Annotated in this window: 17 protein-coding genes, 1 tRNA gene and 2 pseudogenes; 9 read left to right on the top strand and 11 right to left on the bottom strand. The window is 59.3% G+C overall.

Annotated elements, in window-relative coordinates:
• Window positions 1-448: 448 nt before the first annotated feature.
• Window positions 449-811, top strand: coding sequence for a hypothetical protein (locus tag ACR3FF_RS21720; protein WP_458190228.1), 363 nt, complete (start codon window positions 449-451; stop codon window positions 809-811).
• 168 nt (window positions 812-979) lie between these two features.
• On the opposite strand, the pseudogene ACR3FF_RS21715 reads toward ACR3FF_RS21720, so the two are convergent.
• A pseudogene (locus ACR3FF_RS21715) lies at window positions 980-1,638 on the bottom strand (IS6 family transposase).
• 102 nt (window positions 1,639-1,740) lie between these two features.
• Here ACR3FF_RS21715 and ACR3FF_RS21710 point away from each other — a divergent pair.
• Window positions 1,741-2,130, top strand: a complete 390-nt coding sequence (locus tag ACR3FF_RS21710) for an Hsp20/alpha crystallin family protein (protein ID WP_458190227.1) — start codon at window positions 1,741-1,743, stop codon at window positions 2,128-2,130.
• Window positions 2,131-2,154: 24 nt separating this feature from the next.
• Here the strand turns inward: ACR3FF_RS21710 and ACR3FF_RS21705 are convergent, their stop codons facing one another.
• Window positions 2,155-3,033, bottom strand: a complete 879-nt coding sequence (locus tag ACR3FF_RS21705) for an ATP-grasp domain-containing protein (RefSeq protein ID WP_458190226.1) — start codon at window positions 3,031-3,033, stop codon at window positions 2,155-2,157.
• Between the two features lie 15 nt (window positions 3,034-3,048).
• On the opposite strand from ACR3FF_RS21705, the gene ACR3FF_RS21700 reads away from it, so the two are divergent.
• Entirely contained in the window at window positions 3,049-3,198 is a 150-nt protein-coding gene (locus ACR3FF_RS21700) for a hypothetical protein (RefSeq protein WP_458190225.1), read from the top strand.
• Between the two features lie 6 nt (window positions 3,199-3,204).
• Here the strand turns inward: ACR3FF_RS21700 and ACR3FF_RS21695 are convergent, their stop codons facing one another.
• Both ACR3FF_RS21695 and ACR3FF_RS21690 read right to left on the bottom strand, forming a co-directional pair.
• Window positions 3,205-3,735 (bottom strand): 50S ribosomal protein L16, encoded by a 531-nt coding sequence (locus ACR3FF_RS21695; RefSeq protein WP_458190224.1) that lies wholly within the window; start codon window positions 3,733-3,735, stop codon window positions 3,205-3,207.
• 60 nt (window positions 3,736-3,795) lie between these two features.
• Window positions 3,796-4,410 carry a metal-dependent hydrolase gene (locus ACR3FF_RS21690; protein ID WP_458190223.1) on the bottom strand — a complete coding sequence of 205 codons (615 nt, stop codon included), beginning with the start codon at window positions 4,408-4,410 and terminating at the stop codon, window positions 3,796-3,798.
• Between the two features lie 126 nt (window positions 4,411-4,536).
• Here ACR3FF_RS21690 and ACR3FF_RS21685 point away from each other — a divergent pair, with 126 nt between their 5' ends.
• Window positions 4,537-5,163, top strand: a complete 627-nt coding sequence (locus ACR3FF_RS21685) for a DUF2238 domain-containing protein (RefSeq protein WP_458190222.1) — start codon at window positions 4,537-4,539, stop codon at window positions 5,161-5,163.
• Window positions 5,164-5,200: 37 nt separating this feature from the next.
• Here ACR3FF_RS21685 and ACR3FF_RS21680 read toward each other — a convergent pair whose 3' ends face one another.
• From ACR3FF_RS21680 to ACR3FF_RS21660, 5 genes and pseudogenes are all read right to left on the bottom strand, one after another.
• Window positions 5,201-5,911 (bottom strand): DUF2270 domain-containing protein, encoded by a 711-nt coding sequence (locus ACR3FF_RS21680; RefSeq protein ID WP_458190221.1) that lies wholly within the window; start codon window positions 5,909-5,911, stop codon window positions 5,201-5,203.
• A gap of 210 nt (window positions 5,912-6,121) precedes the next feature.
• Complete coding sequence (locus ACR3FF_RS21675; RefSeq protein ID WP_458190220.1) at window positions 6,122-6,316, bottom strand: cold-shock protein; 195 nt, start codon at window positions 6,314-6,316, stop codon at window positions 6,122-6,124.
• A 110-nt stretch (window positions 6,317-6,426) separates the two neighbouring features.
• Window positions 6,427-6,969, bottom strand: a complete 543-nt coding sequence (gene gvpH, locus ACR3FF_RS21670; protein ID WP_458190218.1) for a gas vesicle protein GvpH — start codon at window positions 6,967-6,969, stop codon at window positions 6,427-6,429.
• A gap of 149 nt (window positions 6,970-7,118) precedes the next feature.
• The gene (locus tag ACR3FF_RS21665) at window positions 7,119-7,934 is read right to left on the bottom strand and encodes a DUF2182 domain-containing protein (protein WP_458190229.1); all 816 of its coding nucleotides are present in this window, start codon (window positions 7,932-7,934) and stop codon (window positions 7,119-7,121) included.
• 476 nt (window positions 7,935-8,410) lie between these two features.
• Window positions 8,411-9,640: pseudogene (locus ACR3FF_RS21660) on the bottom strand (RNA-guided endonuclease InsQ/TnpB family protein).
• Between the two features lie 333 nt (window positions 9,641-9,973).
• Here ACR3FF_RS21660 and ACR3FF_RS21655 point away from each other — a divergent pair.
• Window positions 9,974-10,468, top strand: coding sequence for a DM13 domain-containing protein (locus tag ACR3FF_RS21655; RefSeq protein ID WP_458190217.1), 495 nt, complete (start codon window positions 9,974-9,976; stop codon window positions 10,466-10,468).
• 67 nt (window positions 10,469-10,535) lie between these two features.
• On the opposite strand, the gene ACR3FF_RS21650 is transcribed toward ACR3FF_RS21655, so the two are convergent.
• Together ACR3FF_RS21650 and ACR3FF_RS21645 are read right to left on the bottom strand one after the other, a co-directional pair.
• Window positions 10,536-10,979 carry a universal stress protein gene (locus tag ACR3FF_RS21650; protein ID WP_458190215.1) on the bottom strand — a complete coding sequence of 148 codons (444 nt, stop codon included), beginning with the start codon at window positions 10,977-10,979 and terminating at the stop codon, window positions 10,536-10,538.
• 159 nt (window positions 10,980-11,138) lie between these two features.
• Window positions 11,139-11,212: transfer RNA gene (locus tag ACR3FF_RS21645), tRNA-Phe, on the bottom strand.
• Between the two features lie 344 nt (window positions 11,213-11,556).
• Here ACR3FF_RS21645 and ACR3FF_RS21640 point away from each other — a divergent pair.
• The 4 genes from ACR3FF_RS21640 to ACR3FF_RS21625 all read left to right on the top strand — a co-directional run bounded on the left by ACR3FF_RS21640 (window position 11,557) and on the right by ACR3FF_RS21625 (window position 14,009).
• A complete protein-coding gene (locus ACR3FF_RS21640) occupies window positions 11,557-11,985 on the top strand; it encodes a hypothetical protein (protein ID WP_458190214.1) in 429 nt (142 codons plus the stop codon).
• Window position 11,986: 1 nt separating this feature from the next.
• Entirely contained in the window at window positions 11,987-12,943 is a 957-nt protein-coding gene (locus tag ACR3FF_RS21635; RefSeq protein ID WP_458190213.1) for an alpha/beta fold hydrolase, read from the top strand.
• A 162-nt stretch (window positions 12,944-13,105) separates the two neighbouring features.
• Window positions 13,106-13,243 carry a DUF7331 family protein gene (locus ACR3FF_RS21630; protein ID WP_458190212.1) on the top strand — a complete coding sequence of 46 codons (138 nt, stop codon included), beginning with the start codon at window positions 13,106-13,108 and terminating at the stop codon, window positions 13,241-13,243.
• Window positions 13,244-13,628: 385 nt separating this feature from the next.
• On the top strand, window positions 13,629-14,009 hold the full coding sequence (locus ACR3FF_RS21625) for a hypothetical protein (RefSeq protein ID WP_458190211.1): 381 nt from the start codon (window positions 13,629-13,631) through the stop codon (window positions 14,007-14,009).
• Window positions 14,010-14,404: the final 395 nt, after the last annotated feature.

Genomic DNA, 14,404 nt, shown 5'->3' with positions numbered 1-14,404 from the left:
GCATGATTCTTGATGAGGAGCGAGAGTCGTGCACTGACTTCTCCTCCTCATTCCTCTCGAAAAGTAGCCTCGATAAGCCGTCACTGTCACGCGGTTCTCGTCTTAGCTAAAGACGGATGTAACAAAGATATATTCGTTACCAACCGTTTCGATTCGCGATGACCGGTCGAAAAGGAAGCGAACGGAAGCAATACGGTCCAGCCATTCCCGCGCAAATAACCGAGTTCACGGGGAGGTTAGTCTCCGTCCACGCTCCGGTTACCGACTGACAGATGCGAGTAGTCTGGAATGCACCGTTCACGAAACGAGTGAACGGACTTCAACGATACCTGCCGTTCATTTACACCCCACTCGACAGTGCTGACCGGGTGGGATGGACAGACACGTTGCTGTACGTCCGACGTCGGAGTCCGTTCGATGTTCGACTCTCCCGCCCGGAGATACAACCATGAAAAAGGCACTTCGCGTATTGATTGCGGTGGCCCTCGCCTCGACGGTCATCGCAGCTGGTTTTAGCGGCGCAGTGGTAGCACAGGATCAAGAGAACGAGATCGACCAAGAACAGGACAGCGAGCAGTACGCCGACGCTTCTGTGGACCAAGAGCAGTACGTTGGTCAGTCTAACTGGAACAACCAGCAGCAGTTCGGTGCGATAGCGCTCGGGGGCGAGGCTGAAGCCGAGCAAGAAAGCGAGCAGCTGAATGCCAACGCACAGGTCGGTGTCGCGAGCGCGTCGAACGCAAACTTCCAGAGCCAGAGCGCGGACGACAACGAGCAGGAAAACGAAGTCGAAGACAACTTCGTCCTCTAAACACGTAGCGTAAACGAGTCACGGAGCATTTTTTGGTTACTACCCGTCAGAGACGTTCGTAGAGTGCTTTCGACGAATCGATAGCGGCCAGAGTAGTCGAAGATTCTACTTGTCGATATCCCATACTTTTCGTCAACAGAGAATCGGTGCATCCAGCAGGGGCATCGTTCAGATTAGCTGATTCCATGCGAAAGCAAATGTTTGGAGCCAGTTTTCGGCGGAGCGGTGCGTTGCGTGGCGAAAATGATTGGCGAACTGGTTCGTACAGCGTTTTACCTCTTTGAAGATACGTTCGACGCTATTGCGATTTCCGTGTGTGACATGCCGAAATCGGAGGTTTTCCTCGAAAAGTGTGGCTTGTAGCCACGGTGTGCCATCGACAACAAACACCGCGTCGCGACGCGGTGTTTCTCTTGTAATTCCGTGAGAAACTGTTTCGTCGCAACGGTGGTTCGCGTGGGATAGAGTCTGATGTGCAGGAATTCGTTGGTTTTGATGTGCAGGAATTCGTTGGTTTCGGGATCGACGGCGACGTACAGCCAGTAGCGCTGGTTGTTGAGTTGAATCACAGTTTCGTCGACAGGGACGTGATTCGGGGCATTTCCGTCAGTCGGCTACAGCTCGGCTTTCTGCACCCAATTATGGACAGTTGATCGACACCGTTCGACACCGAATCATTCGAAGACAGCGACAGTACCTGAAAGGGATAATCTCACCGCATGCAGGTAGATACTGAGCCGCATTAGCGGTTCCGTTGTCACTTCTCGCTCCACAAACTCTGATTCCATCCAGCCATTACATTCCGCGAGGCAGTCGGATTCAGGCATAGAGCACCACGAATCAAAACCGCCTCATCCTTCAGCCTTATCTGAACACTGCCTCCAGCAGGTGTCCAAAACCTTTTGCCCGGGAAGGGCCTACTCTCAGGTATGCGACGAGACGACCGCGACGACCCCTTCGATGACCTCTTCCGCGAAATTGAGCGCATGATGAACGATATGATGGGTGGCGACGTCGACATGCGGGTCGACACTGGAACACCGGGCTTCGGTTCTGACACGCACGTCGATGTCCACGAGGACGACGAGACGGTTCGCGTCATCGCCGACCTCCCCGGCGTCGAGAAGAACGACATCAACCTCAAATGCGACGGCGAGATGATGACCATCAGCGCCGTCAGCGACCACCGCGAGTACGACGAGCGCATCTCGCTTCCGTCACGGGTGGACGAACGCTCCGCGAAGGCGACCTACAACAACGGCGTGCTCGAAGTCACGCTGGAGAAGACGGACGAATCCGCGAACATCAGCGTCGAATAACGGCGACCCGAGCGAGACCACCGCTCAGCGACGACGTTTCTCGTGTGTCACCTGGACGAGTTCAGCGAGTCGGTCGTAAAACCCGTCTTCGTACTTCGTTTTCGCGTCGATAGTCGGCCGCGCATTCGTTTCGTTCACCACGATTCGGTCGCCAGTGTCGAGCAAATCGACGCCGCAAAACGGCACGTCGAGCACCTCGGCCGTCCGTTCTGCAAGTTCCCGGTGTTCGTCGGGGAGGGTACACCCGGTCGCCTCCGCACCCCGGTGGACGTTGTGCTTCCAGCGCCCCGCTGCGAGCGCGTCCTCCGGCAGTCGACGCTCGACCGCACCGACGTACTCGCCATCGACGACCATTGCCCGGTAGTCCGTCGCACCGCCGAGAAACTCCTGTACGATGAACGATTTGTCCCCCGTAGCGCGATAGTCGTGGACGAGGTTCAGGTAGTCCACGACCCCGAGAAAGGAATCGAGGTCACCGACTTTGGCGATGCCCGTCCCGCGCGTGGTCGAGTTGGGTTTGACGACGACCGGCGAGTCGAACTGCGCGAACACCTCGCGGAGGTCGCGTTCCTCGACCGGATTCGAGACGACGACGGTCTTGGGCACCGGAAGCCCTGCGCGTCCGAGGCGGGCGAGGACACCGCCCTTGTTCCGTGACGTGAGCACCGCCTCGCGGTCGTTTACCCACGGCACGGACAACAGCGCGTCCACGACGCCACCCTCCATCGCTCGGGAGGGGTAGACGAACCCCACGTCGAACTCGTCGGAATGCCACGGTGGGTCGGAGAGGTCGAAGGTTCGGGCCTCGCTCGGGACGTGGCGGATACGGATACCTCGCTCGGCGAGGGGGTCTCGCATGCGCTCGAACGTCTCCTCTCGGTACGCGACCGCGAGATTCAGCATCGACCGAGGATTCGCGTGGGAAAACAAAAACGCTCGGGTCGCCAGCGCGACCCACGCCGCTGGACGAGCGGGCACTCCGTGTCCGAAGACGGATTTTCACCGAAACGTGAATGGTACGAAGGTGACGAACCGCAGGCTACAGACCGTGACGAATCGAAGAAATGAGTCGGTTTACGCGACCAGCTTTTGCTCACCGCGCTCGACGACGATTCGGCACGGCGGGGAGATCTTGTTGTACGCCCGACGGAGGGCGTCTTTCACGACCGGAGCGTCGTCGACGTCACACCACGCGGTGAACAGACGCTCGCCGGACTGGATGCGCGCTGCGGTACCGACCGGCTTCCCGAACGCCTGTCGCATCCCGTCGGACACACGGTCTGCACCCGCACCCGTCGCCTGCTTGTTCTCGCGCAGGACGTGGTGGGGGAACTTGCGCAGAATCATCTTGTAGTTTTCCTGCCCGAGCTGCTTGAGCAGGTACCGGTTGGCCGAGAGACGGGAGGCTTCCAGCGCACCGTGGCGAATCTGGCACTCCTCTTCGAGGACGAGCGATATCTGGACGGGATACTCGTCTTCGTCGGTATCGACGCTACCCATCTTGTGCTGTGCGATCTTCGAACCGGGAATCCCCGTGATGTACTCACGTCGCGTGTACGCGGGTTTGCTGATTGCCCGGTACATCGAGGCAGGTTTGTCGGACATGGTTACTACTGATGTCTGATGGTCAGGCCGCGAATAAACCCTTCGAAGCGCGTTCGCCGGCTACTGGGCGAAATCGCTGACGAATCGGTCGGGCACGTAGGCTAACATCGGGTCTGGAACCCGACCGACCAGCCACTCCGCCACGACCACGAAGCGCTTGCGGAACAGGGCGTAGAACCCCGAAACGAGGACTGCGACGCCGACGGCGGTCTGAATCGGTCCGTCGTGGAGCGCGAGGCTCGGCAGTGCGAGGAAGAGCCCCAGCGCGAAGTCCTCCGGCGCACCGTCGTACCGAACCCACCGGCGGGGACGAATCCACCGTCCCCGGAAGTGGTCGTACACCGCTCGTTCGGACTGGCCGAGCCACGGTTTCAACTCCAGGCCGCCGCCGAAGGCGTCCGAGACGGAGTGTGCCGCCGCTGCGAGGAGGAACACGCCGAACGCGACCGTCCACGTGGTCGGGGCGAGCACTGCGACCGCGAGCACCGCCGCCGCCGCCACCGAGTAGTAGACGGGGAAGTGGAGCGTCTTTCGATGGCCGAAGTACAGGTCGAAGTCCGGAAACAGACCGCCGACGAGTCCCGCCGCGACTGCGGCAGGGGCGAACTCCGGTGCGACGAACAGGGCCGCACTCCCGAGTAACACGCCGACGAGGGCGTGCGTGGTTGCCATCATTGTATCAGCTGATACGTGATGTCGATATAAACGCTTGTCGGGGCGTGGGTAACGATAGCATACGCCAGAGTGACGACCGTCAGAAGAGCGACGGTTTATTCTGTTGGAACCGTATGTTCAACCGAGATGGGAAACGCGACAGACGACCACCCGCAACTGCTCGTCCGAGGGATGCAATTTTCCATCGTGGGTGTCGTCGCCATCGGCATCGTGAACAGGAACGTCGGTGTACTCGTGAACGGCATCTTCGCACTCGGCGTCACCGTGCTTCCCGGTGTGCTCGAACGCGACTACCGCATCTCGCTCGACCCGGTGTTGACGCTGTGGATTACCGCCGCCGTGTTCCTCCACGCTATCGGGATGCTCGGCCTCTACGACGTGGTCTGGTGGTGGGACCACCTCACCCACACGCTCTCCGCGATGCTCGTGGCGGGCGTGGGATACGCGACTGCGCGAGCGTTCGACGAACACTCCGATGCGGTGTACTTCCCGCCACGGTTCATGTTCGTCTACGTCCTCCTTTTCACGCTCGCGTTCGGCGTCGTCTGGGAAGTGTTGGAGTTCGCCGCACGCGGCTTTGCTAGCGTCGTGGGAATCGAACCGGTGCTCATCCAGTACGGCCTCGAGGACACCATCGTCGACCTCGTCTTCGACGCCGCCGGGGCCGCGCTCGTCTCGCTGTTCGGAACCGGGATGCTCTCGGGAACTATCGAGACGCTCGTCGGGCGGTTGGCGAGAAGCGAGACGGAGTGAACGCAAAAAGAGACGAGAACCATCGACAGACGAATGGTCACTCCACCGAATAATCCCAGCCGGTCACGTCGCCGGGGAGAATTTCGCCGTTGATGTGCCACGTTCGGGGTCGGTAGGCGACGACGACGAGACAGACGTAGAAGGCGACGACGGCTGTGATGACGACGCTGCCTGGCACCCACTCGATGGCCGCGCTCTCGGGCCACTCCGAGACGGGTGCGTACGCCGTCAGGTGGAACAGCCACGCCGCGAGCAAGACGAGAAAGAGGTAGAAGTACACCCGACGCAGGCGGTGGGCCAGCGCCTCCTCCAGCGACACTTTCATCGTCGGCGTCCGATAATCCCGACTCAGTTTCTGTCGCCAGTCCTCGTCTACCACGCCCGCCGAGTCGTCGAGCGCCAGCGCGAACACGTTCTGCTGGAGCATACGGACCCGCGACCGCCACATGTCGTAGGTACGAAAGCGGCGTGCTTCGATGAGCAGGAAGATGCTCACCATGACGATGGCGAGCAAGACGATGTAGTGGGGGTTCGTCCGACTGGAAAACGCCCAGGTGAGGATAGCCGCCATCACGGTGATCGCCCAGTTGCTCGTCCGGTCGAGTCGTTCGCGCCAGAACTTCATCCGGTGGATTTCGCCACGGTAGAGGTGTGCGAGAGCCGAACTCGGACCCATGCTCTCTTCGAACAATCCCGCACCGATTTCTGCGCCGGAGGGTGCCGTCTCAGGGTCTGTGTGGTCAGTCATGGGTCACGTGTGGAACCGTTCTATGATTCGTAGCGGCAGTTTGTCCGGAGGTGTGAAAACTGGTGTGGTTCGGGAGAAAAGTGTGGGCGGGCGGAGCGAGCGCTAACCGAAAATCCCATCGTTCGATAGCGCACCCTCTACGCATCGGGTAACGCCAAGAGAAATTGAATCGATACTCTGCTGCCGAGGCAGCTAGTAATTCAGTCTACGTTACAGACGCGTAACGTTCGTCGCTCGAGGACCCTTGGGAGCGTCTTCGATGTCGAACTCTATTTCCTGACCTTCTTCGAGGTCGTCGCCGCCAACGTCTTCCATGTGGAAAAACACGTCGTCGTCCGCGTCTTCTGTCGAGATGAAACCGTAGCCGCCAGTGTCGTTGAAGAAATCAACTTTTCCTTTCGCCATTGCTTCTAAACAAAACGGCGGGTGACAGATAAGACTTGCGAGAGAAACGGTACCACGAGGGTAGGGACGACAGACGGCCGTTCAGGGGGCGAAATTGGCATTCACAGGGGCTAGAGGGCGGTCGTATCGCCGTCGCCCGCCCGAATGCGGACCGAGAGAACGCCGTTTTTCAACTTCGCCCCGGTGACTGTCGTCACGTTCTCGGGAAGGGAAACGTGCTCGACGATGCTCCCGTTCACGACGACGATGAGTGTGGGCAGTTCATCGTTGATTCCGACGAACAGGTCGTCTACACCGACACCCGGCAGGTCCGCGACGACGAGCACGTCGCTTTCGAAGCGGCGTGTGCGGACCTGATACCCGTTTACCCGGTCCGTCGCGCTCGTCGTGTTCGTCGTGTTCGTCGCGTTCGTTTCGCTTCCGTGCTCCGTCTGTCGTCGGCGACCGTGGTCGGGAGATGCATCCTCAGTCTCCGTGAGTTCGTTTACGAGGTCGGTCAGTGACCGAATCGTAGCTCCGAGGTCGATTTCTGAATCCCGTTGCTCCGACTGGTCGTCCTTCCCGCCTGATTCGGCACACTCGTCGTCGTCTTCGTCGGTCGAATGCGAACTTGATGTGGTGATACGCTCTCGGTCACACGGTCGTGCGACCACCTCCGGTACTCGTTACCAATAATCAAAAAAGTACGGTCTAACGGTTGGCAACCATTTCAATATAATCCGAGTATTCGAAAATCGGCTCGGAGAGACGGCCACCAGCGTATTTTCTCGCGAGTGCGAGTTCCACCGGTGGACGCCACACCTCACACGAGTCCAGTGGTCAATACGACGAGCCCGGCGACTCCGGAGACGCCGCCGGTCACTTCGGCGAGGCGTTCGCCGTTCGATGCGAGCAGTTCGGCAGACACGACGACGGTGATGACAGCCATCCAGAGGACGTTCATCGACCCGACGACGACCATGAGAGCCATCAAGGCCCAGCAACAGCCGACGCTGGCGACGCTGAGCCGCCACCCCGAACGCACCGCGCCGACGAGTCCGGGACGGTGCCCCTCGACGGCACGCTCCGGCGTACGGCAGTGGCGGAGATAGCGACACTTGTACGGCGAGAGCTGATACGCCGACAGCAGTAGCAGCGTCCCGCCCAAGAGGAGTACACTACCGCCGTTTCCGACCGAAACGACCGGAAACGCGAGATTGACGACGAGCGAAACGACGCCCGTGAGCGCCCACACGAGTGCGAAGGTCATCATCACGACGCCGGTTTCGGTCACCTTCGCCAACGTCGGTTCGTCGTGGAGCGTCCGATAGAACGCCCGAAACGCCGGCACAGACGAAGGGTACATCATCGCGACCATCATCGTCCCCCACACGAGGAGGTAGAGTGCCAACCCCGCCAGTCCGTTCGACAGCGCCAGCGCCTCGGGCACCCCTGGGTCGGTCATCGACATCTCTCCGTGTGTTCCTGCTGCCGTCATCCCATCCCGTGTTCCCGGCATCGGAAGCCACCGGGCGACGAGCGCCGCCCACGCGACCAGCGCGAGCAGATAGGTCACCACGACGATACCCCAGTTTTGCTGACGACGAACGAATCTTCGCGTCGTACTCCAGACGTGCATGTTTCCCTCCGGGCCGATTCGAACGGGACGTCGTGGTCCCGGCACCTCGTCGCGTCGGTACAGTCGCCGTGAAGGCGACGATTTCGGCTCGCGGCGGCGCAATCAAATCGCCGAACGACCACACACGAACCACGTATCGCCAGCCACCGACACTGACGAAGCGACACGAAACCCACCGAAACCGACTCGGCCATCACCCAACCGTTCCAACCCACACGAACCCGCCGACGCCATCACCGGACACTACGTTTCCCGTCCCCGAGTGTCGAGACGACGCCGTTCAGCATAAGCCTACTCTGGCCCGTGACGATGCGGGGTCCCTCGGGCAGGCGGCCTTCGGACACGGGATTGGACTCGGGCCGAGTAGGTCCCTCTATCGGTCGAATATGGGCGCGGGACGAAAATTCCACCACGATACACCTCGACACGATGGGAGAGTTGGAACTGATTTGGTACACATTGTGAACTACCCCGCCCTACGCGCTTCGCGCGTTGCGGACGGGGCTTCCTGCTTCCAAGACGCGCTTTGCAGACACAACGGTGTCCGTAGGGAGCGCAGTCTCCACAGGCGTTGATTCGGAGCGTCCCGCTCCTACCCGCTTTGTGATACCGCGAGAAAGAATGTTCCACGACGCATTCGCGTCCCTATCCGCCTCGAAACCGCAGACGGGACAGGAATGTTCACGGACCCACAATGGTTTGTCCGTCAAGACGCCACAGGACGCACACTCTTTGGTCGTCCCTCGCGGATTCACCGCAACAAAGTGCGTGCCTTCGCGTTCGCACTTATATTCGAGCAACGAGAGAAACGTCTGCCATGCAGATAACGCCGTGTTTCGACTATTCGATGGCGATTCGAGCATACCCTTGACGTTTAAGTCTTCGACAGCTACGAGGTCATACTCCCGAGCGTAGTAGTTCAAGAGCTTGTGCAAGAAGTCAAGACGCTTCTGTTTCAAATCGGCGTGGCATTCCGCGACTCGTCGCCGTTGCTTCTCGTAGTTGTTCGACCCGTGTTGTTTCCGCGAGAGTTTTCGTTGCTCGCGTTCCAAGCGGTCACGTTCGTCAGAGAGGTCAAGTGATTCAACGGCGGTTCCATCAGTGTCGTGAGCGTACGTGAGAATCCCTACATCGATACCCACCACGTCGGTGAGTGCATCCGGTTTCTCGGGAGGTTCGCGGTCTACTTCGACACCGAACGTGGCGAACCATTCACCGGTCGGCTCTTTCTTGAGCGTGACCTGCTTAAGTTTGGCGTCGTCGGGGATGGCGCGATGGAGTCGTATCGGGATATCCGCGAGTTTCGAGAGTGACAGGACAGTTTGACCGCCCTTCTTGTCGAGCTTGAAGCCAGACTGACTGTACGTGAAACTGCGAAACTCCCGGGGTGGCTTCCACTTGAGTTGACCGACACCGTAGCCGTTCTCCTTGAGTTTGGAGAGGCTTTTGAGATTGTCGAATAGTCGTTCTACGACGACTTGGAGATTTTCTCTCTATCACTGACTTATGGGTAAGAGACAGTTCTTAAGGTCGGGGAGTTCCGACCGAAGTGACGACATGGATGGTAACTTTCCGTTGTTCTCGCGGTACTCATCAAGCCGGTAGAGACAGTGGTTGTACAGTTGCCGACAAATATCGCGGTGGCGGTCCAACTCCTCACGGTGGTTATTGGACGGCTTGAGACGATACTTGTAGGCGTAGTACATCCGCTACTCCTTCTCCTCGATATGCTCATCCAATTTCTCGCGGATGAACGACGAGAGGTTTAGATGGTGCTCTTGCACCCATTTAAGTTGGTCCTCTCGGATTGTAATTGTGGTCCGTTTCACTGTATATACAATATGCAATTATCCAACTTAAACATACCGAGTCCGTGGGCCTGTGGGCCTGCAAGAGAACAGTGTACGAACAGATGATGACGGCACTGTATCCCCTCCCTACTCACTCGCGTTGCTCGCTCCTTGAAGAAAGGAGCTTAGCGCCTGCAATCCAGCTAAAAACGAATATCTCGGCTGGAGACGTCCGTCACTCCATAAACCATGAAACGAAGTTCACTGTTCGTCGTCGGCTTGACGGTCGTCGGCGTGCTGGCGGTCGGCTACGCCGTCTCGGGATACTTCCTGCCAGAACAGTCGACGGTCGTCGACGAACCTGCGGCATCGGACACGTCGTCTCAGACCCTCAAACAGGGCTCGTTCTCCGGGAAGGCCGGCCATCAGGTGTCGGGAACCGTCTCGCTGCACAAGGATGCGGACGGCTACTACCTTCGCTTCGAGAATTACCAGCAGACACAGGGGCCGGACGTCTACGTCTACCTGACCGAGGCGACCGACCCCGACACGAACGCCGAGATTCGAGCGGGACGGAAGGTGTTGATAGACGGCGGTGCGGAGGGTGGCGAGAGTACGAAAGAAGGGACGTTCACACAACGATTGCCAGCGGATTTCGAGCCGGGCCGATACGACGGCGTCGCAATCTGGTGTGAACGGTTCTCGACGCCCTTCGGAAGTGCTCCCCTCGATTCAATCGAGTGAGGGTTCACGGGCCGAGTACTCGACGATGTCGCTGGCACTCGTCTCGACCTCCCGAGTCCCCCTGGTTTCAAACCACACGGACAGGGATGTCGGACAGACCGAGGACGCGCTTCGTCGTCGAACCGATGAGCGGTTTGTCCGGGTCCGACCGCCCCCGCCGTCCCATCACCACCAGGTCGACGTCGTTCTCGTGGACGTACTCGATAATCTCGTTTTCCGGGATGCCCGATTTCACGACCGTGATACACTCGACGCCGTCCGCTTCGGCGCGTTCTTTCACCTTGTCCACGAACGTCTGTCCTTTCTTCTCCAGTCGCCGTCGGGTCTCTTTGATGTCGCTCGGCGTCGCGACGAAGTCCGCGTCCCCCATGTCCATCACGTAGAGCGCGTGTACCGTCCCACCGGTCTCTTTCACGAGTTCGACCGCCTGTTCGACTGCGCGTTTCGCCGCTTTGCTCCCGTCGGTCGGCACCAACACGTTCTCGTAAGTTACCTCCCCCATTTCGTCCATACACGCACCTTCGACCCGATTCCTAATGAAACGCTATCACCGTTCTCGAACGTCAGGTTTCGAACTCGGGGTGGAGGACTATTCCAATCCGCTCGGGTCGCAGTTTCACGGCCAACGTCTCACTCGCTCCGCTCACTCGAATTGTTGGCCGTAGAAACATGCCGCCTCCCGGATTTGAACCGGGGACAGCTCGATCTTCAGTCGAGTGCTCTCCCAGTCTGAGCTAAGGCGGCGCACTCGGTAGGAAGCGCATGGGACAAAAAAGGATTTCGAAATGCGCCGGAGGGCGTGTAGGAGCGTGAACGCACGCCACACCCACCGGCCGGCAGACACAAGCCATTTGTCGCCGGTCGTGGTAGCTAGTGGCATGGGCGACCCGGCCTGCTATCTCGAGTTCTGTCCCGCGTGTGACGCGCAAGTGACGATGGTAGACGACGAGTGTCCGGACTGCGGGGCGTCGCTCTCCGGCCGCGAGTAAGCCCGACCTACCCGGTCGCTGGTTTCGAGATGGACCCCACGGATAGATTATGCTACTTTTTATCATCGTCCCCGTCGTCCCTGATTCCGGGGGGAAGAGATGAACGACACAGACCTCGCTAGCCACGAGTGGTGGGAACACTACAAAGAGACGGTGAACAGCGACCCCGAGATGCAGGTTCGGGGACACGACAAGTTCGACGACAACTTCTACGTCGAGATCGGCGACGAGCGATTCCTCATCGAGATGGACGGCGGCACGGTGCGAGAGGTGACGCCGAATCCGGCGCTGAACGACCGCTGGGCGTTCGGCGTCGAGGGCGACCGCGAGGCGTGGGAGGAGTTCGTCCAGGAGACGCCACCCGCGTTCAACCACGAAATCGTCGCCTCACACTACCGGAGTGCGGTTCGAAACGAGGAGGGACACCTCATGATGACCGGCGACAACAAGAAAATCTTCCAGAACCTGCGACCGTTCCAGCGCGCACTCGACCTGATGCGGGTCGCACACAACAACGGAGGGAGCTAACATGGCCGAACCAGGAACCATCGAACCGATCACCGGGAAGTACGTCCACGCAGAAGTCGGCGGGGTAGACCACCGAATCTATTTCGAAGAGAACGGCCCCGAGGACGGCATCCCACTTCTCTGCCAGCACACGGCGGGGAACAACTGTCAGGAGTGGCGACACCTCCTCACCGACGAAGAGATAACCGAGGACTTTCGCGTCATCGCCCACGACCTGCCGTATCACGGCAAATCGGTCCCGCCGACCACCCAGTCGTGGTGGGAAGAAGATTACAAGATGACGGGCAAGCAGTTCGCCGAGACGCTGGTCGCCATCGCCGACGCGCTCGAACTGGACGACCCGATATACATGGGGTCGTCGATGGGCGGGAACATCACGCTCGAACTGGCCGACTGGTATCCCGACCGATTCCGTGCGCTCATCGGGTTGGAGTGTGGCGCGTACAGTCCGGGGTTCTACATCGACTGGTTAGACCACCCGCACGTCAACACGACCGAGGTCAACGCCTACTCGTGTTGGGGATTGATGGCCCCACAGAGCCCCGAGCAGGCCCGCCGAGAGACGATGTACCTCTACGAGCAAGGAGCGACGGGCGTGTTCAAAGGCGACCTGTACTACTACTCCGTCGACCACGACTACCGCGACAAACTCGACGAAGTGAACGCCGAGGAGTGCCCGTTGTACATCGTCAACGGTGAGTACGACTATCTTACCACACCGGAGGACGGCAGGGAGACGGCGAAGGGCATCGGTGATGGAGCGACCTCCGTCGAGATGGCCGAAATCGGTCACTTCCCGATGAGCGAACATCCCGAGTTGTTCAACGCCTACCTGAAAGAGATTCTCGGCGACGTTACGGGTGACCGAGAGGGCAAACTCCCGAGCGTCATCACGCCGGACGACGTCGGCATCGAACTGCACCCGCCCGCGCCTGCACGAGAAAAATCCGCAGAGTAACACCCGCGGAGTACCGTCACGGGAGAGTACTCTCCCGTCTTCGTCGGGAGAGCGTCACGGAGGTTTCTGGCAGTAAGATTCCGTTTCGTGTGAAGTAAGTGGTGAATACCGCGACTGGGGGAAAGCTTATTGCGACAGGGTTCTCCAGTCCGGTCGTACCCAATGGTGCAAGAGAACACCGAACAATGGGGCGACTGCCTGGAACGCGAGACTGACGGCGGCGTCGAGCTGTACGACCCGGAGAACGAAGACGCCTGGATCTGGTCCGATACCGGCGTCGACCTCGTATGGCAGGCGTAAGACCGTCCTCCCTCTCCGCCGCCGGAGAGCCGACAGACGCACCCAGCGGAGAGCCGACAGACGCACCCAGAAACCACCCGAGCGCGCGAGCCAGTGACTACCGGACGGAGCGACCGAATCCGACAAGCGTTTTGGGAACACGACCGTACGTGTAACTATGCGTCAAACGTTACTCAAAGGAGTCAAGTTTGCAGTAGTCATGTTCGTCGTCATCGAACTCGCCGCACTCGTCGAGTGGGCATCGAACGAAGGGCGCATCTAAGAGCGCCAGCAGGTCGAGAGAGTAACCCGAAGAACGATTTTCGTCCCGAGATATTTCTGACGACCGACGCGGGAGTTCGACGAGAGGCACAGCATTATCCCATTCCGGACCCCACGTAGTAGTATGGCGGACACGAAACGCGGTCGGAACAAGCAAGCCCGAGACGAAGAGACGCGTCAGCGAGAGCGGGAGATAGAAGAGGCACGTGAACGTGCCGACGAACCCGAACCGTCACTCGACGAAGAGGAGGAGACGGACGAGATTCGAGACGAAACGGGCGAAAACCCATCCCGAGAGTGTCACCGGCGCGGTTGCGACCAACCGGCCGCGTTTGCCGTCCTCGAACGTTATCAAGAAGAAACTGGACACGGTGCCGTCGAAGCGACGGCGCTCCTGTGTCGGGAGCACGTCGTCGAGGAACATCCCACGAACCTCGACGGCGTCTACGACGACTACGTGTTCCGTGTCGAACCGCTGCCCGAGACCGTACCCGATACGTCGTGACTGGCTGGTTTCGTTCGAAACGTACTCAGAACAGTTTTGTGACTCACGCAGTGGGGGAGCGTACACTTCGCGGTGGTCGCCCACTGTCGCTAGTTGTCCAGTCTATCGATCACGGCACGAACAGGTACGTAGAAATAAACCAGACGTGGGACAGAGTCAGGACGTAGCCTCGGTAGAAGATAGCGCAACGAAGAGAATATGTCGAGTTACGATTGTTTTGGCGGGAGTAACGGTGATGAAGAAGATAGCTGACGCTCCCGGTCAGCCTCGCTTCGTTAGTGATTAACGTAACTTCTGGATGAATCCGCTGAGATGATTCTCAATCCACGAGCCTGCGAAACTCAGTCGGTCGGTCAATTTCGTGAAGATTTCATCGAGGAGGGCGCGGTACTCGT

This window comes from Haladaptatus ordinarius (assembly GCF_054177595.1).
Note: the sequence above shows the minus strand (reverse complement) of the source record. Positions and strands in the feature narration are given on the sequence as shown.